Genomic DNA, 20,108 nt, shown 5'->3' on the forward strand with positions numbered 1-20,108 from the left:
GTTTATGGGATATGGCCAAAGTATAGAACCCGCCTGAGCATTGGACTTTAGACACTAGGCGACGTGTTTGGGCGGCCAAGGAACCTAGTCATTTGAAGCAGCTAAGTCTGAGTACCCGAGTCCTCAGAACGTCCGAACTTGTGGGCGAAATCGGCCCATAGCCGTCGTTCGACCTTGATCACCATCGCTGCGGTGCGGCTCATCAGAGGAGACATTCGCTGCGCGAGCAAAGCTCGAAGACAGGCGGAGTTCAGAAGAGCGGACAATGCTGTCGATTGCAAAGAAGGTGAGAAAGTCGGGGAATCATCACGCGCCACAATTGCTTTGGAACGAGGCGGCGGACTTGAGCGCTCTTCCGCCCTGCGAGCTACGCTTGTTCCTTCAACCAATTCCTGACTGTTGCCACAACTTCAGGTTTCCTGGGGGCTCGAGGGGCCACCACGTAATATCCCTCTTCCGTCGTCACCGAGATATCGAACGGCTGGCAAAGCCGGCCAGATTGAAGATCAGCTTCGACAAATTCCCGGTTCGTCAGCGCCACGCCTTGTCGGGCAATTGCAGCATCAATCGCGAGCGACGTTTGGCTGAACGCCATTGTCTTGAGAGCCGAAACAGGCTGATCGCCAAGTGCGGCTTCGAGAAACAGGGGCCATTGGCCATGAGTGTCTTCCAGCAGTACCTGGGTCAACAGGTCTTGTGGGGAACGGATCGAGTTAGAGCCATCGGCAAGGTCCGGATGGCAGACCGCAATCAGCTCTGCATTGAACAGCGGCTCCGCCAGAAGGCCCGGCCCGAAGGGGGGCTTGCCCTGACGGATCGCAATGTCGACTCCATCTGTCTGGAAATTCGCAAGCGCGTTCGATGCGTCCATGCGAACGCGAATCTCGGGGTGATCCAGGGCAAGTGTCCCCAGTTTTGGCACCAGCCACTTTGTTGCAAAAGAGGGGGTTGAGCTGATTGTCACCACGGTGTCCTGAGGCGACAGATTGGCTGTTGCTTCGGCCATCATCTCGAAGGCGCGGCGGATCGGGGGAAGGTATTTCCGGCCTTCATCCGTCAATGACAATCCGCGGGCTTGTCGTTCAAACAGTTTGATTTTCAACAACTCTTCAAGCGCGCGCACCTGTTGCGCAACGGCACCCTGGGTGACACCAAGCTCTTCCGCGGCAAGCCGGAAATTTAGATGACGCCCCGAAGCCTCGAAAGCCTTCAAAGAGTTCAATGGTGGTAGCTTGCGCATGGTACTTGCTCCAAGGGAGTAGAATTTCTACAGCGTTAAGACAGAATTACTGATTGGTCAAATGCTGTGATAGGCCCGATGTTGGACCCAGACGGATACAACGAGGTTCACGGAGACGGAAAATGGCTGACAAGAAAGTAGCGATCATTATGGGCGGCGGCAGCGGCATGGGAGCAGACAGCGCCCGTCGGCTTGCGGCTGACGGCTTCAATGTCGCCATTCTGTCTTCGTCGGGCAAGGGCGAGGCTCTGGCACAGGAATTGGGCGGTATCGGCGTGACCGGCACCAACAAATCCAGCGCGGACATGCAGAAGCTCGTCGATGCGGCCATGGAGAAATGGGGTCGCGTCGATGTGCTGGTCAACTCGGCCGGTCACGGTCCGCGGGCGCCGGTGCTGGAAATCAGCGACGGCGACTGGCATGAGGGCATGGAGGTTTACTTCCTGAACTCTGTACGTGCCACGCGGATTGTAGCGCCGATTATGCTTGAACAGAAGTCGGGCACGATCATCAACATCTCGACCTTTGCCGCGTTTGAACCCGATGCGGTTTTCCCGACCTCGGGCGTGATGCGAGCGGGGCTTGCGGCCTATACCAAGCTGTTTGCGGACAAATACGCCGCCGACAACGTTCGTATGAACAACGTCTTGCCGGGCTTCATCGACAGCCTGCCGGAAAACCCGGATTTCCTGGCGAAGATCCCAATGGAGCGGTACGGCAAATCGTATGACGAAGTTGCCGCGACCGTGGCTTTCCTGGCCTCGGAAGGCGGCGCCTATATAACTGGCCAGAACATCCGCGTGGATGGCGGCATTACACGCTCGGTCTGATCCGAGTTCCAGCGCGAAAGACAAAATCATGAAACCGACTTCGAAAGACTCCTCTTGGGGGTGCTGTCAGACGAATTCGAACCAGTCTCAGTTTACCGCGAAAACCGCGAACCTATCCGGAACAAAGTTGACGCCACTCGCTAAGAGCGGCGGTGCGTGTCTGCTTGAAGGAGTCTCGGCTGGCTAGCGATCTTTCCTGGTTGAAGTGGTTGTACACGGAGGAATGGACGGAGGCGAATTTCTGTAGACTTCGCATGCGCCTAAAACGCTGCATCGCGCGTTCGCGTCGTCGAAACGGCAGGTGCGAATTCTCGACGCGGTTGTTTAGCCACCTGCCCGTCTGTTGTTTTTTGAGAGCACCCAAATCTCTAAGGGCAGCCTTGTAGGAAGCGAAGCGATCTGTGACGATCTCTTCGGCGCAGCCGTGCCGCTTCATCAATTTCTTGAGAAATTTCAGTGCTGCAGCTTTGTTACGGCGCTTCGTTACAACTGCTTCCAGCACCTCGCCTTCGTCATCCACAGCGCGCCAAAGATAATGCCGTTTGCCATTCACTTTCACAAAGACCTCGTCCACGTGCCACTTCCGTTTTGAAAAGGTTCGGAGTTGCTGCACACGCTTCCGTCTGATCTCAGCGGCGAACATCGGGCCGAACCTATTCCACCAATAGCGGACTGTCTCATGGCTTACATCGATCCCACGTTCATGCAGGAGATCTTCGACATTCCGAAGCGAGAGTGGAAATCGGATGTACAGCATCACCGCCAGGCGGATGATTTCGGGGCTGGTTTTGAAGTATTTGAAGGAGGCAGGTTTGGTCATTCCTAAATGCTATGCAACCGCCCTGCCCCGTTCAAGCAAAGTTCTTCTGACAAGACCTCCCGGAGGATGTCGTAGTCGACAGCGTCGGGCTCAACCGTACGGACGCTTTCTTGCGCGTCCAATTCACTTGCGTTGAACAGATCTGTGTCCAGCTTAAGCAGCGCCATCAACAATTTCGTGTCGCCCTTCAACGCGCCTGCCGTGAACCGCTTGGCAATTGCCTCAGCCTTGGAAATCCGGATTTCGTGGCTGCCTTCGCGAACCGTAATCTTGGTTTCCAATTCACGTTTCAAGCTGGCATTCACCCCCTTGGCACCTTTCGGCCGCCCTTTCGGATTGCCGGATCGGCCTTTTTTGAATTGGGTCGCTTTGGGCGGTTTGCCGTAGCCGACCTCATACTCTTTCGTATCGTCAGACATGACCCACCTCCTGTTCTGAAGTGGTATCGTTGGCCGCAAAACGCGCATCGAACGTCTGGCCTGTTACCGCGTGCACGGCGCTATCACCGGTCATCTCCTGCCAACGGCGGATGGCCACATCGACATAAGCCGGGTCGAGCTCAATAAGCCGCGCTTGGCGCCCGGTTTTCTCAGCTGCCAGCAGAGTCGCGCCGGACCCGCCAAAGGCGTCCAGCACGACATCGCCGCGGTGGCTCACATCCATGATGGCATCTGCAACCAGAGCTGTCGGCTTCACCGTGGGATGATCCGCGAGATCCGCCTCGCGCCCTGCCCCAAAGCTGTTCACACCGGCGTAATCCCAGACGTTGGTCCGGTTGCGCCCGTGTTTGCCCAGCTCGACGTTGTTGATGTGCGGCGCACCAGGCTTCTTGAAAATGCAAATCAGCTCATGCTTTGAGCGATAAAGGCTGCCCATGCCTCCGTTCGTCTTGTTCCAGACGCAGAGATTGATGAGGTCCAATCCAGCTGCTTTGCCCGCCGTAATCAGTTCTTCGATATGACGCCAGTCCATGCAGATCATCGCGATGCCTCCGTTCGGCAGGCAGTCAAACAACTGCGTGATCGCGCCTGAAAGAAAGCCGCGGAACTCGCTATCCGACATTTCTCCCGACGCCATGGCAAACTCGCGGTGTTCGGCGCTATTGCCGGACCGCACATGCCCATTGACAGGCACGTTGTAAGGCGGATCGGTGAAGACTATCTGCGGGGTCTCGCCTTCCAGCAAGGTGTCGTAGCTCTGGGCTTGAAGGGCGTCCCCGCAGAAAATGCGATGATCTCCGAGAACCCAGAGGTCGCCCGGCTCCGTGACTACGGGTGCCGCAGAGTCCGGCGTCTCAACAGTTTCCGCTACAGATACCGTCACCTCACCGACGCTGTCGATAATGATGTCGATCTCCGGTGTTTCGAACCCTGTGATGTCCAGATCAAAGTTCAACTCGCCATCAAGGCTGAGGTCCATCAGCTCGGCAAATTCGATCTGCAACGCCGCTTCATTCCAGTCCGACAATTCCGCCAGCTTATTGTCCGCAATGCGCAGAGCGCGCACTTCCGCTTCTGACAAATGATCCGCGACAACAGTCGGTACGGAATTCAACCCCAGGGCCTTAGCGGCCTCATAGCGGCCATGACCCGCGATGATTGTGCCCGAACCATCCAACAGGATCGGAGTGACAAAGCCAAACTGGGCCACCGATGCTTTCAGTTTGTCGACATTCTTGGCCGCGTGCACGCGGTTGTTGTTGGCGTAGGGCTTGATCTGGCTGATCTGGGATTGGATAACTTTTTCGGCCATCCAGATAGGCGTATTGGACGCCCGAACGTCGCTGTGTGTGTTTTTGGCAGGCATAACCGCCTCCTTTTGCGTGACGCCGCGCGGACGTCGAGATGGAGGGATCGCGCTGGAAAATCGGAGAGAGCACAAATCGCAACTCCCCGGACCAATCGATCCGAGACGTTGCTCCTTTGAATGCTCTCTGCGGAAACCTGTGTTTCCAATGAGTGCTGCCTGCGGGAGCAGTTTCCCGCCCTGATAGTCCGGGCGATTAGGTCGAATGTAGGTGCCATCAATACGAGACGCAACCCCCCAAACTAAAAGTAACCAATTAAGATTGTTGACGAATAATCGGGGGTACGCCAGCAACGCCCTTCAAAACACACGCCTCAAGTAATCGCTTCAGAAAGAGCTGGACTGTTGCCGTCAACCACGCATCACTGAACCCACGCCCGAGCCATTCGGGCGCTCCTCGGTACCGGGGTTCGGCATCTAGCCAGCCCCAAATCAGAGGAGACAATACATGTCCAAGCGGAAGCAAACCAAAATTGACAAAGTGCAACACTTGTTGCGCCGCCCGAGCGGCGCCAGCCTTGAGGCGCTCTGCAAAACAACGGGGTGGCAGCCTCATTCGGTCCGAGCAGCTCTAAGCGGTCTGCGGAAAAAAGGCGTCACAATTGAACGGCGGACATCCGACAAACCAAATGGACCATCCACATATCATCTGGCGGCGGGAACTGGAGAAGCGTCATGACCAAGACGAGCGATGTCGCCGATCTGGCCGCCATGAGTCGATCGGATCTGGTCACGCTTTGGCAGCAACTGTTTGATCAACCCGCGCCCGCCATGCTCAGCCAACCCTTTCTGCGCCGCTTTATCGCCTTTGAGATGCAGTCCCGCCGTCATGGCAGGCTACCCCGCCAGGTCAAAGCCACGCTGGAAAAGGGCTCTGGGAAGAAACCCCGGCCTACATGCCCTGCCCTAAAACCCGGCGGGCGCCTGCTACGCGAGTGGAATAGTGTGACCCATGTAGTCGACGTTACAGAAGACGGCTTCACTTGGAACGGTCGGTCCTATCGCTCACTCTCGGCCATCGCCCGAGAGATTACCGGCGCGCATTGGTCAGGGCCGCGTTTCTTTGGGCTCACCGGCAAGGCGGCCAAATGAGCCCGCGCCGTAAAATCCGATGCGCCATCTACACGCGCAAGTCCTCAGAAGATGGTCTGGATCAGGACTTCAATTCGCTGGATGCGCAATATGAGGCCTGCGCGGCCTATGTCGCAAGCCAGCGACATGAAGGCTGGACCCTGTTGTCCGGGCGCTACGATGACGGTGGCCTGTCGGGCGGCACCCTAGAGCGACCCGCCCTTCAGCGCCTTCTTGAAGAGATCGATGCCGGGCGTATTGACATGGTGGTGGTCTACAAGATTGACCGGCTGACCCGGTCGCTTGCCGACTTCTCTAAGCTGGTCGACCGGCTGGAACAGGCAAACTGTTCTTTTGTGTCCGTCACGCAGGCCTTCAATACCTCATCTTCCATGGGCCGGTTAACGCTGAATGTGCTGTTGTCCTTTGCTCAGTTTGAACGGGAAGTCACCGCCGAACGTATTCGCGACAAGATTGCAGCGTCGAAGAAGAAGGGGCTTTGGATGGGTGGCAACCTGCCTCTGGGCTATGATCGCCACCCCGATCCGAAGGCAAGAACGCTGGTGGTGAATGAAGAGGAGGCCAGAACGGTCCGGCATCTCTTTGGGCTTTATGACGAGCTTGGTTGCCTGCGCAAAGTAGAAGAACGGGCAACGGCAGAAGACCTGCGGTCAAAACGGGTTGTTCGGACAGATGGCAGTGTGAAGGGGGATTGTCCGCTGTCACGGGGTCAAATCTATTACCTGCTGCGCAATCCGGTCTATCTCGGAAAAATCCGCCACAAGGATAAGATCTGGGACGGACAACATCCGGCGATCATCGATCAGGACATCTGGGACCGGGTGCAGGAAAAAATGCGACAGGCCTCCAACCGCTCGCGGGCACGCGGCGACTCCGATGCGCGCCAACACTCCACTGACCCCGGGGCCTGGCTCACCGGTCTGCTGTATGACGAAACTGGTGATCGGTTGACGCCGACCCACACCACGCGCAAAGGCCGACGGTTGCGCTACTATATCTCCAATCGACTGATCTCAGGCGGCAAGGATATCTCTGGCTGGCGACTGCCCGGCCCAGCGCTGGAAAACGCGGTCATTGATGTCATCGTCAGACATTTGCAAGACGCCGCCGCGGCGCACCAAGTACTGGCGCAGCCGGAGGCCGGGTCAGCCGAGGCAGTTCAGACTTCAGTTGCGGATTTAGTAACCCGGCTTCCAGGCCATGGCTGTCAGATCGGCGCTGCTCTTCTGGCCAAAGGCAGACTTGCACGAGGACAGATCGACCTCGAATTTAACCCCAAAACTCTGGCAAGCGCACTTGGCATCACGGCCGATCATCTGCACCCGGATCTCACCCACGTCACCGCATCTTTCGATCTGTGCCGCCGCGGCGTCGAGGCCAAGGTCATCGCCGGAGACATGGCACCCCAACCTGATCCCCACCTCCGGTCCATGCTGATCCGCGCCCATGGCTGGGCCCGTGATCTGAAGGCCGGAGTTCAACTGATGGAGATTGCCCGCCGCGAAAGCGTCCCTGACGCCTTCATCCGCACCCGTGCTCAGCTCGCCTTTCTCTCACCAAAGATTCAAACGGCGATTCTCGACGGGAGCCAGCCGCCCGAACTCACACTCAAGCGTCTGGTCAGCGTGACCCACCCACTTGAATGGTCCGAACAGGAACGCCTGTTCGGCTTCTGACATCTCCAGCTCCTGCGTCCCTGATACAGACTTCGCCCTCCCTGATCCGGCGGAACAATTCCCTGTTCGCACGAGGAAATTCCCTGTTCCACCTTTTAGGGAATTTGCAACATAAACCTCTGAGAAACATACAGTTCTGATAAAAGAAATGACGGAAGTCAGTCCCGGTTTGCGAATATTCCCTGTAAATTGCAGGTTATCAGGGAAATCCAGCCCAAAGCGACCCCGCTAAAATGCGACACTGAGACTCGCGCCTGAATTGTCCTCTGAATGTACGGTTTGCTTCGTCTCTGATTGAAAGCGCATGCGCCAACGCGCGGGAATTGCGTAACAATTCCGGATCAGAAAATACAACTGAAGTGAGACAGGTATGAGTGGCGGGGAGACAGGGATTCGAACCCTGGGGACGCTCTCACGCCCAACGGTTTTCAAGACCGCCGCATTCGACCACTCTGCCACCTCCCCGTCGAAGGCAGGGTCTAAGCGCAAGTTCGGCCAGAGGCAAGTCGAAATCGGGATTTCTTGCCGAAGCCCGCGCAGCGGTCTTTCCATGACTCTTCAGCCGCGTTATGATCCCCGAAATAGACCGAAACAGGCTGGCAAGCAGAACCAGCAGACCGGCAGCGGGGTTCCGAGAACGAGACCCCTTCAGGCAAGGGATAAGCAGATGAAGCGAGCGATCATGACACGCCCGGGACCGAAACGGTTGGCGTATCTGGCGTTGACTTTGACAGTTTTAAGCGGGTGTGAAGATATTCTTCAAGAGGCTGAAAAACCTGAAGAAAACTCAAACAAAACTGAACTCCTTCCCGAGGTGGCCTCGGGCTCGCAGCGTGACGTCGAAGCCCCCGAGGTTTTTCAGGTCACCGAAGCAGGGCTTTGGGATGGCAGGCCCTCGCTGGGCGGTATCTGGGTTGCCTACCCGGAAGTATCCCAGCCCGAGCGTGTCGTGATTACGAACACTGCAAACAACAAGTCCGTAACAGGGGCCCTGTTCCGACGTGAACGCAACCTGCCCGGCCCAGCGATTCAGGTTTCATCTGCGGCTGCGGAACAGCTCGGAATGCTGGCGGGCGCGCCGACAAAGGTCAGTGTCGTCGCCCTGCGCCGTGAAACTGTAAAGGAATCACAACCAGAGGACGCGCCCAAACCGGAAGACGAGGCGACGGATAAGGCTGCGGTGTCGGACGCCGCGGCCACCGACGCCCCATCCGCGTCAGATACCGAAAAACCGGCCAAGCCGAAATGGTGGCAAAAGAAGGCGCCAGCAGCAGCAGCCGGTACAGCAGTGGTCGCGGCGGAAGCGGCAAGTTCTGCCAACGAGGCGACCGAAGGTACGGAAGCGACCACCGATGCGGCGGCGGCCACTGAGGATCCGTCAGAGCCCGCTGAAAAGAAACCGGCCAAGCGGAAGTGGTGGCAGAAAAAAGAGCCAGCAGCAGCAGCAGCTGCGGGAGCCACGGTGGCTGCGGCGGGTGCAGCAACAGGCGGTGCTGATGTGGCCGCAGATGTTGCGGCAGCCGCAGCTACACCAGCGTTGTCAGATGCGCCCGTCGAGGCCCCCGCCGAAAAGCATGCAAAACGGAAGTGGTGGCAAAAGAAAGACCCCGCTGAAATCACCGAAACACCACTAGACCCCATCGAAGGCGCAGCATCCGCGATTGACGCGACCGAAGCGGTTCCGGCCGCAGCGGCAGCGACAGGCGCTGCGTCGTCGCTGAGCAAACCATTTGTGCAGATCGGCACATTCAGCGTCGAAGCAAATGCGAATACCGCTGCTGAGAAAGTGCGCCGGAATGGCATGTCGACTGTTGTGCGGGAACTGAAAACCGAAAACAAAACAGTATGGCGGGTCCTGGTTGGCCCTGCCGCAACCCGGGCCGAACGCAAGGCCATTCAAAAAGATGTAAAGGACCTTGGTTTCAAAGATGCGTTCACCGTGTCCGACTGATACAAGGAGGCATAACATGCTATCCTCATTGCGAACATCTGTTCTGGCCATTGGGCTTGCTGTACTGGCAATCCCGGCTCAGGCTTTTGATACATCTGCCCGCGCGGCTTATGTGATCGATCAGACCACCGGTACGGTGCTTTTGGCAAAAGACGCCGATCAGCCCTTGCCGCCTGCATCCATGTCCAAGCTCATGACGCTGTATGTAGCTTTCGAAGCGCTGCGTGACGGAAGACTGACGCTGGACGAAACCCTGCCCGTGTCCGAACACGCGATGAGCTATGGCGGCTCGACCATGTTTCTGAACACGCAGGACCGGGTTCGGGTCGAAGACCTGCTGCGCGGCATCATCGTTCTGTCAGGCAACGACGCCTGCGTGGTCCTCGCCGAGGCGCTAAGCCCTGACGGCACAGAGGCCGGGTTTGCCCGATATATGACCCAACGCGCCAAGCAGATGGGTATGAACAACTCGAACTTTGCGAATTCGAATGGGTGGCCTGCCGCCGGACATATGATGTCGGTTCATGACTTGGCGGTTCTGGCCGACAGGTTGATTACCGACTTCCCAGAATATTACCCTCTGTTTTCAGAAGAGGTATTCGAATTCGATGGCCGTGCGCCGTCGAATGCCCGGAACCGCAATCCATTGCTGAAACTGAGCATCGGCGCGGATGGCCTGAAAACCGGCCACACGCAAGAGGCCGGATACGGCCTGGTCGGGTCTGCCAAACAAGGCGACCGCCGTGTCATCTTTGTCCTCAGCGGGCTGGACAGCACCGGCCAACGGGCAGAGGAGGCTGAGGCCGTGGTTAATTGGTCGTTTCGAAATTTTGTCGAGAGGACAGTTGCCAACGCGGAAACGCCGATAGCCGAAGCCAAGCTGTGGATGGGCGAGAAAAAGACTGTTGGTCTTGTACCTGACGGCGATCTGACGGTTCTGTTTCCGGTTCTGGGCACACAAAACGTCAAGGCTGAAGTTGTCTATCAGGGTCCTATCAATGCGCCGGTCAAGAAAGGCCAGCAACTGGCCGAGCTTGTCATCAAGCCTGAAGGATTGCCGGAAATTCGACGTCCGCTGGTGGCAGCGGAAGATGTTGCAATTGGTGGATTTGTCGTTCGTATGCTGACCGTTGGCGGCATTGTTCTGAAAGACGTGATCAATAACCCACTGGAGTCGATGTGACCAAGGCGGGGTTATTTCTGACTTTCGAAGGCATTGACGGATCAGGCAAGTCAACTCAGGCGCGGATGCTGGCGGATCAACTGCGGGCGCAGGGTCATGAGGTCGTTTTGACGCGTGAACCGGGCGGCTCACCCGGCGCGGAGGAAATCCGCAGCCTGGTATTGGAAGGTGATCCCGACCGCTGGTCGGCCGAAACGGAAATCCTGCTTTTCACGGCCGCCCGCCGCGACCATCTGGAACGTACGATCGAACCCGCACTTGCCGCAGGGCAAGTGGTGATCTGCGACCGCTTTGCCGACAGCACACGTATGTATCAGGGCCTGTCGCGGGGCGATCTGCGCGGCCTTGTTGATCAGCTGCACAGCCTGATGATCAAGCGCGAGCCTGACTTGACGCTGCTGATCGACATGGACCCCGATACAGGCCTGTCCCGCGCCAAAGGGCGGCAAGGCGCGGAAGAACGGTTCGAAGATTTCGGCCCAGACCTGCAAAAGAAAATGCGGGCGGGCTTTCTGGCGCTGGCCCGTGAGTTTTCTGACCGTTTCCGCGTTGTGGACGGCAACCGGGACATGGACAGCGTTGCACAGGATGTGACAGAAATCGTCCAGGCTGCACTGCGATAGACGATGAATGACGAAATCCCCTCTCCGGATCAGGTGCCCGGTGCACCACATCCCCGCGAGACCGTCTGGCTTTTTGGTCAGGATGTGGCAGAACAGGCGTTTCTAACCGCCTACAACTCGGACCGTCTGCATCACGGCTGGTTGCTGACCGGGCCGCGTGGCGTCGGCAAGGCGACGTTGTCTTGGCGGATTGCGCGGTTCTTGCTGGCAACACCTTTGGCAAACGACGGTGGGCTGTTTGGCGCGCCGCCACCGCCAGAGACCCTCGACATTGATCCCGACCACCCGGTGTCACGTCGCATACTGGCCGGGGCCGAGCCGGGATTGACCGCGATAGCCAGGTCACTGAATGATCAGGGGCGGCTGCGCAACGAAATCGTTGTGGAAGACACCCGAAAACTGGGAAAGTTCTTTGGCCTGTCCTCTGCTGATGGCGGGCGCCGGGTCGTAATCGTGGATTCCGCGGATGAGATGAATGTCAGCGCCGCTAACGCGTTGCTGAAAATGCTGGAAGAACCTCCGGCGCGTACAGTCCTTTTGCTGGTGTCGCACCAACCCTCGCGCTTGCTGCCAACCATCCGCTCTCGTTGCCGTACCCTACGTCTGGGGCCCCTGAGCGCTGGGGATATGCAGGACGCGCTGTCGCAAACCGGGACGACCTTACCGGCGCACCCCGAATATCTCGCCGCATTGGCCGCTGGCTCGGTCGGGGACGCGGTTCGCCTGATCAATCTGGGCGGACTTGAAATCTATGCCGAACTGATTGCCATTCTGGGCACCCTGCCCCGTCTGGACCGGCAGCGCGCACTGGCCCTGGCCGAGGCTGCAGCACAACGCGGCGCGGCCGAGCGCTTTGATCTGCTGCTGACACTGATCGATGTCGCCTTGTCTCGGCTGGCCCTGACCGGGGCAACCGGCGCACCACCGTCCCCCGAAGCCGCCCCGAACGAAGCTGAAACGCTGGCCAGATTGTCGAATTCTACGGATCAGGCTCGTCGATGGGCCGAAGTCGCCGCGACAATCACAGCCCGCGCGCGACATGGTCAGGCGGTGAACCTTGACCCTGCCGCTCTGGTCCTAGATACGGTGTTCAAGATACAGGAAACCGCCGGCCAGGTCAGATGAGCGACATCCCCCAGATCACCGACAGTCATTGCCATCTGGACTTCCCGGATTTTGACGGTCAGTTGAGCGACATCATTTCGCGCGCGGCCGAGGCTGGCGTGACCCGGATGGTGACGATTTGCACCAAGCTGCGCAATGAACCCGCGGTCCGTGCGATTGCCGAAGCCCATGCGCCGGTATTCTACGCTGCAGGGACCCACCCGATGAGTGCCGCAGACGAGCCTATGGTCTCGGTCGATGAATTGGTCGCATTGGCACAGCACCCGAAATTTGTGGGCATCGGCGAATCCGGTCTGGATTACCACTATACAGCCGATAGCGCAGAGCTTCAGAAGCAGTCGCTGCGCATTCATATCGAAGCCGCCCAGCGCACAGGGTTGCCTTTGATCGTTCATGCCCGCGCCGCAGACGACGATATGGCCCAAATTCTGGCCGAAGAGTATCGCAACGCGCCCTATTCCTGCGTGATGCACTGTTTCTCGTCCTCGGCCGAGTTGGCCAAGGCCGCGCTGGATCTGGGGTTTTATCTGTCCATGTCCGGCATTGCGGCCTTTCCCAAAAGCCAGGAGTTGCGCGACATTTTCGCAAGCGCGCCAGTGGATCGCATTCTGGTGGAAACTGACGCGCCCTATCTGGCACCGCCCCCTTATCGTGGCAAGCGAAACGAACCGGCCTATACCGCACATACAGCCCGAAAAGGGGCCGAGCTGTTCGGGCTGGAGTATCCGGCTTTTGCCGCCCAAACTCAGGCGAACTTTGACCGGCTGTTCAGCAAGGCGGCAACGTACAGGGCCGCTGCATGACCGAATTGAGATTTACCATTCTGGGCTGCGGATCGTCAGGCGGCGTACCCCGGTTGGGTGGTCACTGGGGTGATTGCGACCCTGCAAACCCTAGGAACATTCGCCGACGCTGTTCCCTGCTTGTCGAGCGTGACGGTCCAGGCGGCACAACCTCCGTGTTGATTGATACGACCCCGGACATGCGCAGCCAGTTGCTGGACACGGGCACCGGGCGGCTTGATGGTGTGGTCTATACACATTCTCACGCGGATCATGTCCATGGAATCGACGACCTGCGCATGATCGTGTTCAACATGAAAACCCGTGTTCCGGTCTGGGCTGATGGTGATACTCAGAACGCCCTGCTGGGGCGGTTTGGATACGCCTTCATTCAACCCGAAGGGTCACCCTATCCTCCGATCCTCGACCTCAAGTCCATCGAAGGGCCGTTCGAAATCAACGGACCCGGCGGTTCCATTCCGTTTCGTCCATTCAAGGTGAACCACGGCTCGATTGATTCTCTGGGCTTTCGTATGGGGCAGCTCGCCTATTTGCCGGATGTTGCCGAAATTTACGACGCCGCATGGCCTGAAATGGAAGGGTTGGAGTATCTCATTATCGACGCCCTGCGCCGAAGCCCTCATCCCACACATGCACATCTGGAAAAAACGCTGGAATGGATTGGGAAGCTGCAACCAAAACAGGCGATACTGACCAATATGCATATCGATCTGGACTATGCGACCGTCGATGCAGAAACTCCGGACAATATCACCCCCGCCTATGACGGGATGGTGATACATCACGCGTTTCAGGCCCCTGTTCCTTTTGCATAAGATATCGCAGCTTGGCAGCTGCATGGGGGCCAAATGCTGCAAAGCCTGATTGACGTCATTCTTCCTGTCTTTCTTGTGATCGGCGCCGGTTACACGGCAACACGAACAGGTTATTTCAAAGAAAACCATGTCGACGGGCTGATGAGATTTACGCAAGGGTTCGCGATCCCATGCCTGTTGTTTCTGGCCATCGCGCATCTGGACCTCAGCGCCAGTTTCGATCCCCGGCTTTTAGCCAGCTTCTATTCCGCCGCTGCCTTGTGTTTCACCACGGGTCTTTTTGGTGCGCGCATCATTTTCAACCGCGAATGGGAAGACTGCGTGGCAATCGGGTTTTGTTGCCTGTTCTCAAACTCGGTTCTGCTTGGATTGCCGATTACCGAACGCGCTTATGGTCCTGAGAACCTGACAGGCAACTATGCGATTATCGCCTTCCATTCCCCGTTTTGTTACGGCGTTGGGATCACGGTGATGGAGGTTGTCCGCAATCGCGGAAACGGTGGCGCGCGCATGGCACGTTCTGTTCTGTCTGCAATGTTCAAGAACGCGCTGATCCTTGGTATTGCACTGGGGTTCGTGGTCAATCTGTCCGGTTTGACCATCCCGGCTGTGGTGGACGAAGCCCTTGGTCTTATCACTCGGGCCGCCCTGCCCGGCGCCCTGTTTGCACTGGGCGGGGTACTGGTCAAATACAAACCCGAAGGCGATCTGCGAACTATCGCCTTTGTTTGCGCAATCTCGCTGATGCTACATCCCAGCCTAGTGTGGATATTCGGCAAGTCCACGGGGCTGCCGCAGGACCTTTTCCGCTCGGGGGTGTTGAACGCAGCCATGGCGCCCGGGTTTAACGCCTATATCTTTGCCAATATGTATGGCCGCGCCAAGCGGGTCGCAGCTTCTTCTGTTCTCATTGGGACAGCCACATCCATCCTGACTGTCTGGCTTTGGCTAACGGTTCTGGGCTAACAGTAGTGTTGACTTCAGTTCGCACAGAGGCACGTAACGCATATCGTGTCAGGAGATCCAAATGCCACATGCCATCATCGTCGCACATGGCCAGCCGTCCGATCCAGAACCGGCTGAGGCTGCTTTGGCTGCATTCGCGGCTACGGTCGGCGCCCTGACCGAGCATGTAACGGTGCATGCTGCAACTCTGGCCGCGCCCGGCGCGTTCGAGGCTAAACTGAACAGCCTGCCGGAAAACACGGTCATCTATCCGCTTTTCATGGCAAACGGATGGTTTGTCACCAGCGCACTACCCAAGCGATTAGGGGATCACAAAGCGCGCATTCTAGACCCATTGGGTGTTGACCCAGAGCTACCGGAATTGACCGCGCACGCCCTGCAATCCGAGTTGTCCGAATTGAATTGGGCAACTGCGTCGACCGATTTGGTCATTGCCGCCCATGGGTCGGGGCGTAGCCGAAACCCGTCGGTTGTGGCTCTGAATTTCGCATCGCAACTTCAAGAAATGCTGGCTTTCAAATCTGTCCGCGTTGGGTTTGTTGAAGAACCGCCATCCATTTCCGAAGCCGCAACCGGCATAGGGGCTCAGGCGCTGTGCCTTCCGTTCTTTGCCTGCACCGGGGGGCACGCAGTAGACGACGTGCCCGCAGGATTGAGCCAAGCAGGCTTCGAAGGCGTCCTGCTGCCAGTGGTTGGGGAACTGCCACCCATCCGGCACCAGATTGCCAAGCAGGTAACGAAGGCCGTTCAGCTCGCGTAAAAATTCGCCTGAGTTCTTTGCCCCGGAAACAGGCAAAACTCAGGTTTGCGCTTTGATCAGAGTGGAATACAGGCGGTGGCAGGACCGGCCATCTCGCTTGGCCTGATAAAGGGCGACGTCGGCGGCGTGAAGGATGTCGGCGGCTTTGGGAACCTTGAACTGGGTGGACAAGGCCGTTCCGATACTTGCAGAGATACAGCACGGTTGGTCCTGAAACATCATGGGTTCATTCAACCTCGCGATCAGGCGCCCGGCGATGGACTCCAGGGTTTCTTCCCGCGTCAGACCTTTAAAAATAATGACAAACTCATCCCCGCCGACCCGCGCAACCGTATCGTCTCCACGCGTCTCTTCAAGCATGATGCGGGCCGCCTGTTGCAGGACGTAATCCCCGGCAGCATGGCCCAGCCGATCATTCACGGATTTGAAGAAGTCTAAATCCAGATGCATAAGGGCAAATGTAGTATTTGTCAGGATCAGATGCCCCAGCAAATGATCCATCGCGCGACGGTTCTTCAATCCCGTCAATGTATCGGTATATGCCTGCTCTTCCGCGGCTAGCATTGCCCCCTGAAGCCTGAGATTAAGTGAACGGGACGCTTCCATCGCGGCAGATTTGGCTTCGACCAGATACAACAGCTCGATCGCCAGGTCGGTGCCGGAAAAATCTGCGCTCGTCAGGGCGTAATCCCGAACCGCATCCAAAATCGAAATACCGAATGACAGATTGATGACTGCACCGCCCGTCTCGGGCAAGGGTGCGACCAGGCCTTTCAGGGTCGTACGTGGTTCATCGCGAAATCTCAGATGCAGTTTGGCACCGGCCATCGACATCAATGCGGGAAGGGTGGTGACTGTTCTGGGGCGGATCAGCTCGAACACGTCCAGAACCCCCAGCCCGACCAAAGGCAATTCGGGCCGCAACTTTTGCAATGTCGGGCCCGCTTGTTGAATGCATCCGCTGCGGTCCACCAACATGAACATCGGGCAAAGCGTTTCCAGAAGTTCGGCCAGTTCTTGGGTATGTGTCATCTGTTCCGAGCCCCCAGATCAAAATGGCGCCCCTCGGCAAAGGCGCTTTCGACCAAAATGATTGAAATGATTTCACAACACTCTTGACGACCCTCATGCGACAGCATCACCAGCGCACCATAATCATCGGCCATCGCGCGCAGGACCCCGACCATAACACTGGAGAATCCCGGTAAGTCCGGAAGGCAGCACAACTGGTATTCCGTGGCTGAAAGCTCTCTCAACTCAAGCGCAGGCAAATTCAGATCAGAGACAGCCAGTCTTACACGATCCGCAAGATCATCGAGGGAATGAAGGAACTCAACATAGGTGACACCCCCAAACCTAAGCAGTCGGCGCAGCCCTTCCATGTTCGGATGGGACACCAGATATGTTCCCAGATCTTCGAGGATTTCCGCCTGTGGTCGATTGAGGTCAATACTCAGGGCCTCAAGCAACCGGGTCGTCATGTCATCATCATAGATGAGCATGGCTTCAAATTCGACAAACCCTAGCCGCGCACCTTCGGTCACGCGAACCCAGCAGGATTGCCCGTAGGTCGCGCCGACAAAGGACTGTATCGCCCGATTGATCAGACCATGCATCGGATGCCTCAGTTTGGTGTCCTTGGCACTGTGGTCTGAGAAACCTTAACAAATAGCCAAAATTCGCCCCGAGTTGCTGTGAAAGCAACGGAGTATCAAGTCGACACTACCCGCCCAGTCAGAAGTCCGTCGGCGCGCCGCCTTCAGCCTTGCGGCGTTCAACGAACTCGGCCAGTTCCTCGCGGATACCATCGTCCATCGGAGGTGCCTCAAAGCTCGAGATGATCTCTTTGAACATGTGATGCGCACGCTCAGCCGTCCAGATGCCTCCGGCGGCCTCCCAGCCCTCATAGTTCTTCCAGTCGCTCAGGAAGGGCTGGTAGAAGGCCGTGGTGTAGCGATCCTGTGTGTGTTGGATTCCAAAAAAGTGACCGTCATTGCCAACCGCGCGGATGGCATCCAAAGCAATCTCATCCGGTCCGGTCGCGGTTAGATCAGGGTTCATATAACGCTGAATTTGCTGCAAAACCTCGCAATCCATAATGAATTTTTCCGGGCTTGCGATCAGGCCGCCTTCCAACCAACCGGCGGCGTGGTACACCATGTTGGTGCCCGACTGCACGGCCGCCCAGAGCGAATTCGAGGTTTCCCACACGGATTGCCCGTCTGGCACATTGGCCGCACACACACCGGATGAACGCAGCGGCAGCCCATAATATCGCGCCATCTGCCCGGTCATCTGGGTCGAGCGCATGTATTCCGGCGTCCCGAAAGCGGGCGCGCCTGATTTCATGTCCACGTTCGACGTGAACGTTCCGATTACGCAGGGAATACCGGGGCGCACATATTGGAACAAAGCGATAGCGCATAAGGCTTCGGCCAGGGACTGGGCAACCGCCCCCGCCATCGTTACCGGTGCCATTGCCCCCGCCAGCGTAAAGGGGGTTACGACAATCGCCTGCCCGCGCCGCGCCAATCTCAGGCAGCCATCAATCATCGGATGGTCATGCTTCAGCGGCGAGGTCGAGTTGATGTTGGTGTACATCCGTGGCGAGGCCTCGAATTCCTCATGGCTGAGACCGCCCGCGATGCGCACCATTTCCATCACATCTTCGACACGTTCCTTACCCAACGAATAGGCGTGCATCGCCTTGTCGGTCAGGGTCAGCTTGTCATACAGCACATCCAGATGCCGGACGCTGGCATGAATATCGACGGGTTCTACAGGATATCCGCCTGCGAAGTGAATACAGTTGAAGTACTGCGTCAGTTTCAGAAGATTCTGGCACATCTCGCGATTGCCGGGCACTTTCTTTCCAATCTCCATGTCCCAGTAATTAGGCGGCGACGAAACGTTGCCGAACAGGATGTTCTTTCCACCGATCTCGATCCTGTGGTCAACATTGCGGGGCGTGATGGAAAACTGGCTGGGCGCCTTGGCGATCATCTCCATGACGAAATCGCGCCCCATGCGGACGTTGTCACCATCGATCGTGCACCCCGCCTCGCGCAGGATGCCGATTGCCTCTTCGTTGTAGAATTCGATCCCGATTTCTTCCAGAATTCGCATGGCCCCTTCATGGATCGCTTCGATCCCGGCCTGATCCAGCGGTTCAGTCGGGCGATCTATATTGATGGGTGGGTCCCACGGCATCTGGTCAATCACCGCGCTGCCCCTGCGTGCTGCCGCACCTGCGCGTCCTCCGCCGCGGCGTTTGCGTGTGTTGGTCTCGGCCATGGTTGCCTCCGTTCTGGCTTGATACAAGCAAGACCCGAAGACGCATTTCTGGCCGCTCCATCTGCGACAGAGCTTGTCGGTTTTCTATAATTGAGCGTCGATTTTCCGGATCAACGCATCATTTTTCGGCCAGCCATGCAGGAATGTGACCGATATCCGGCAAGACCACATCCGCCATCGGTGCCAGCGCATCTGCTTCTGCCAATCCGGTCAAAACGCCAATGGTGATCATCCCGGCTGCGCGCCCCGCTTGCAGGTCATGAACACTGTCACCCACCATTGCAATGCGCGACGGCTCGACCCCGACCTGTGCGGCAAAGGCCAGCAACTGACCGGGCCCCGGTTTGAACCCATGACCACTGTCATACCCGGCGATAAAATCGAAGTGTTCGCGTATTCCAGCAGATTCCAGATGCTGCAATGCCGGATGCTCGCTGTCATTTGTCGCAACGCCCAGTTTGATCCCGGATTGCTGCAACCCTTTCAGGAATGGGCCCAACGGCACGGCAGGGGATTGAGGAGCGGCTGCGGCCTCAGCATTCATCATGTCCACAACTTCCTGCAATGTCACATCGTCAACATGCGCAATAAGCACCTCGGCGATTTCTTCGACCGTTGCGGCGATCACAATGCTATCCGTGGAATACCGCTCTTGCTCGAAGTCAAATCCGATGACGCTCCCGAGTTCCACCGCCCGGTCTACATCCCCCTTTGTCAGACGCATCAGCAACGACCGCCCGAAGGTTCCCCAGGTTTTGGCAAAATCGAACAAAGTGCCATCCTTGTCGAAGACGATTGCTTCTATTGGCATCGCGTGCTCCTGCGGAAAAGGTGTTCAGGTCCAGTGTACATCGCCACCGCCTGACAGAACCGCCCGCGCTTGGGCAGGGTGATCATAGGCGATCGAGTTGGCGTCACAAAACGCCATGACCCACGAATCGTCAAGCACTAGAAAATCGAGAACCGAAGCCAGAAAGTCCCGGTCACCGGCCCGATTGCGAACATCCCCGATCGAAGCACCTGTCGAGCCAAGAAAGACAGGCAAAAGCTCGTCATTGCTGACCAGCCAACCCAAGGCCGTCAGAGCAAGAGTCTCGGCTGAATCGGGCGAAATGGACATAAAC

The 20,108-nt window shown here is 57.5% G+C and carries 21 protein-coding genes and 1 tRNA gene; 12 read left to right on the forward strand and 10 right to left on the reverse strand.

Annotated features, from left to right (window positions below; genetic code table 11):
• Positions 1-367 precede the first annotated feature (367 nt).
• Positions 368-1,240, reverse strand: a complete 873-nt coding sequence (gcvA, locus tag ACR0DS_RS01185; RefSeq protein ID WP_480476256.1) for a transcriptional regulator GcvA — start codon at positions 1,238-1,240, stop codon at positions 368-370.
• Positions 1,241-1,362: 122 nt separating this feature from the next.
• Between gcvA and ACR0DS_RS01190 the strand changes: the two genes are divergently transcribed.
• Complete coding sequence (locus ACR0DS_RS01190) at positions 1,363-2,070, forward strand: SDR family oxidoreductase (protein WP_480476254.1); 708 nt, start codon at positions 1,363-1,365, stop codon at positions 2,068-2,070.
• A gap of 112 nt (positions 2,071-2,182) precedes the next feature.
• Here the strand turns inward: ACR0DS_RS01190 and ACR0DS_RS01195 are convergent, their stop codons facing one another.
• The 3 genes from ACR0DS_RS01195 to ACR0DS_RS01205 are packed head-to-tail and all read right to left on the reverse strand — an operon-like array spanning position 2,183 to position 4,696.
• On the reverse strand, positions 2,183-2,890 hold the full coding sequence (locus tag ACR0DS_RS01195) for an IS6 family transposase (RefSeq protein WP_170442133.1): 708 nt from the start codon (positions 2,888-2,890) through the stop codon (positions 2,183-2,185).
• Between the two features lie 2 nt (positions 2,891-2,892).
• On the reverse strand, positions 2,893-3,309 hold the full coding sequence (locus ACR0DS_RS01200; RefSeq protein WP_480557439.1) for a DUF5681 domain-containing protein: 417 nt from the start codon (positions 3,307-3,309) through the stop codon (positions 2,893-2,895).
• A complete protein-coding gene (locus tag ACR0DS_RS01205; RefSeq protein ID WP_480557441.1) occupies positions 3,302-4,696 on the reverse strand; it encodes a site-specific DNA-methyltransferase in 1,395 nt (464 codons plus the stop codon). The genes ACR0DS_RS01200 and ACR0DS_RS01205 overlap by 8 nt, the downstream gene beginning before the upstream one ends.
• A 448-nt stretch (positions 4,697-5,144) precedes the next feature.
• Here ACR0DS_RS01205 and ACR0DS_RS01210 point away from each other — a divergent pair, with 448 nt between their 5' ends.
• Genes ACR0DS_RS01210 through ACR0DS_RS01220 form a run of 3 tightly spaced genes read left to right on the forward strand, consistent with a single transcriptional unit; the run spans position 5,145 to position 7,464 of the window.
• Positions 5,145-5,375, forward strand: a complete 231-nt coding sequence (locus ACR0DS_RS01210; RefSeq protein ID WP_480557443.1) for a DUF3489 domain-containing protein — start codon at positions 5,145-5,147, stop codon at positions 5,373-5,375.
• Entirely contained in the window at positions 5,372-5,788 is a 417-nt protein-coding gene (locus ACR0DS_RS01215) for a DUF2924 domain-containing protein (protein ID WP_480557445.1), read from the forward strand. Before ACR0DS_RS01210 ends, ACR0DS_RS01215 begins: the two co-directional genes overlap by 4 nt.
• Entirely contained in the window at positions 5,785-7,464 is a 1,680-nt protein-coding gene (locus ACR0DS_RS01220) for a recombinase family protein (protein ID WP_480557446.1), read from the forward strand. Before ACR0DS_RS01215 ends, ACR0DS_RS01220 begins: the two co-directional genes overlap by 4 nt.
• A gap of 375 nt (positions 7,465-7,839) precedes the next feature.
• Here ACR0DS_RS01220 and ACR0DS_RS01225 read toward each other — a convergent pair.
• Positions 7,840-7,929 (reverse strand) — tRNA-Ser (locus ACR0DS_RS01225).
• A 202-nt stretch (positions 7,930-8,131) separates the two neighbouring features.
• Between ACR0DS_RS01225 and ACR0DS_RS01230 the strand changes: the two genes are divergently transcribed.
• From ACR0DS_RS01230 to ACR0DS_RS01265, 8 genes are all read left to right on the forward strand, one after another.
• A complete protein-coding gene (locus tag ACR0DS_RS01230) occupies positions 8,132-9,415 on the forward strand; it encodes an SPOR domain-containing protein (RefSeq protein ID WP_480616666.1) in 1,284 nt (427 codons plus the stop codon).
• 16 nt (positions 9,416-9,431) lie between these two features.
• The gene (locus tag ACR0DS_RS01235; RefSeq protein WP_480557450.1) at positions 9,432-10,598 is read left to right on the forward strand and encodes a D-alanyl-D-alanine carboxypeptidase family protein; all 1,167 of its coding nucleotides are present in this window, start codon (positions 9,432-9,434) and stop codon (positions 10,596-10,598) included.
• On the forward strand, positions 10,595-11,221 hold the full coding sequence (gene tmk / locus ACR0DS_RS01240) for a dTMP kinase (protein ID WP_480557452.1): 627 nt from the start codon (positions 10,595-10,597) through the stop codon (positions 11,219-11,221). The genes ACR0DS_RS01235 and tmk overlap by 4 nt, the downstream gene beginning before the upstream one ends.
• Before the next feature lie 3 nt (positions 11,222-11,224).
• Positions 11,225-12,346, forward strand: a complete 1,122-nt coding sequence (locus tag ACR0DS_RS01245; RefSeq protein WP_480557454.1) for a DNA polymerase III subunit delta' — start codon at positions 11,225-11,227, stop codon at positions 12,344-12,346.
• Positions 12,343-13,149: a TatD family hydrolase gene (locus ACR0DS_RS01250; RefSeq protein WP_480516425.1), complete on the forward strand. Its 807-nt coding sequence runs from the start codon at positions 12,343-12,345 to the stop codon at positions 13,147-13,149. Before ACR0DS_RS01245 ends, ACR0DS_RS01250 begins: the two co-directional genes overlap by 4 nt.
• Positions 13,146-13,964, forward strand: coding sequence for an MBL fold metallo-hydrolase (locus tag ACR0DS_RS01255; RefSeq protein ID WP_480557456.1), 819 nt, complete (start codon positions 13,146-13,148; stop codon positions 13,962-13,964). The genes ACR0DS_RS01250 and ACR0DS_RS01255 overlap by 4 nt, the downstream gene beginning before the upstream one ends.
• A 33-nt stretch (positions 13,965-13,997) precedes the next feature.
• On the forward strand, positions 13,998-14,930 hold the full coding sequence (locus ACR0DS_RS01260; protein ID WP_480476134.1) for an AEC family transporter: 933 nt from the start codon (positions 13,998-14,000) through the stop codon (positions 14,928-14,930).
• Positions 14,931-14,991: 61 nt separating this feature from the next.
• On the forward strand, positions 14,992-15,690 hold the full coding sequence (locus ACR0DS_RS01265) for a CbiX/SirB N-terminal domain-containing protein (RefSeq protein ID WP_480557458.1): 699 nt from the start codon (positions 14,992-14,994) through the stop codon (positions 15,688-15,690).
• Positions 15,691-15,729: 39 nt separating this feature from the next.
• Here the strand turns inward: ACR0DS_RS01265 and ACR0DS_RS01270 are convergent, their stop codons facing one another.
• From ACR0DS_RS01270 to ACR0DS_RS01290, 5 genes are all read right to left on the reverse strand, one after another.
• On the reverse strand, positions 15,730-16,722 hold the full coding sequence (locus ACR0DS_RS01270) for a diguanylate cyclase domain-containing protein (RefSeq protein WP_480557460.1): 993 nt from the start codon (positions 16,720-16,722) through the stop codon (positions 15,730-15,732).
• Positions 16,719-17,306, reverse strand: a complete 588-nt coding sequence (locus tag ACR0DS_RS01275) for a heme NO-binding domain-containing protein (protein WP_480481768.1) — start codon at positions 17,304-17,306, stop codon at positions 16,719-16,721. Before ACR0DS_RS01275 ends, ACR0DS_RS01270 begins: the two co-directional genes overlap by 4 nt.
• A 118-nt stretch (positions 17,307-17,424) precedes the next feature.
• A complete protein-coding gene (locus ACR0DS_RS01280) occupies positions 17,425-18,984 on the reverse strand; it encodes a trimethylamine methyltransferase family protein (RefSeq protein WP_480481769.1) in 1,560 nt (519 codons plus the stop codon).
• 118 nt (positions 18,985-19,102) lie between these two features.
• Positions 19,103-19,795 (reverse strand): HAD family hydrolase, encoded by a 693-nt coding sequence (locus ACR0DS_RS01285; RefSeq protein ID WP_480557462.1) that lies wholly within the window; start codon positions 19,793-19,795, stop codon positions 19,103-19,105.
• A 24-nt stretch (positions 19,796-19,819) separates the two neighbouring features.
• On the reverse strand, positions 19,820-20,104 hold the full coding sequence (locus ACR0DS_RS01290; protein WP_480476122.1) for a DUF3572 domain-containing protein: 285 nt from the start codon (positions 20,102-20,104) through the stop codon (positions 19,820-19,822).
• Positions 20,105-20,108: the final 4 nt, after the last annotated feature.

It is taken from the genome of Ruegeria sp. AF5 (assembly GCF_056541905.1).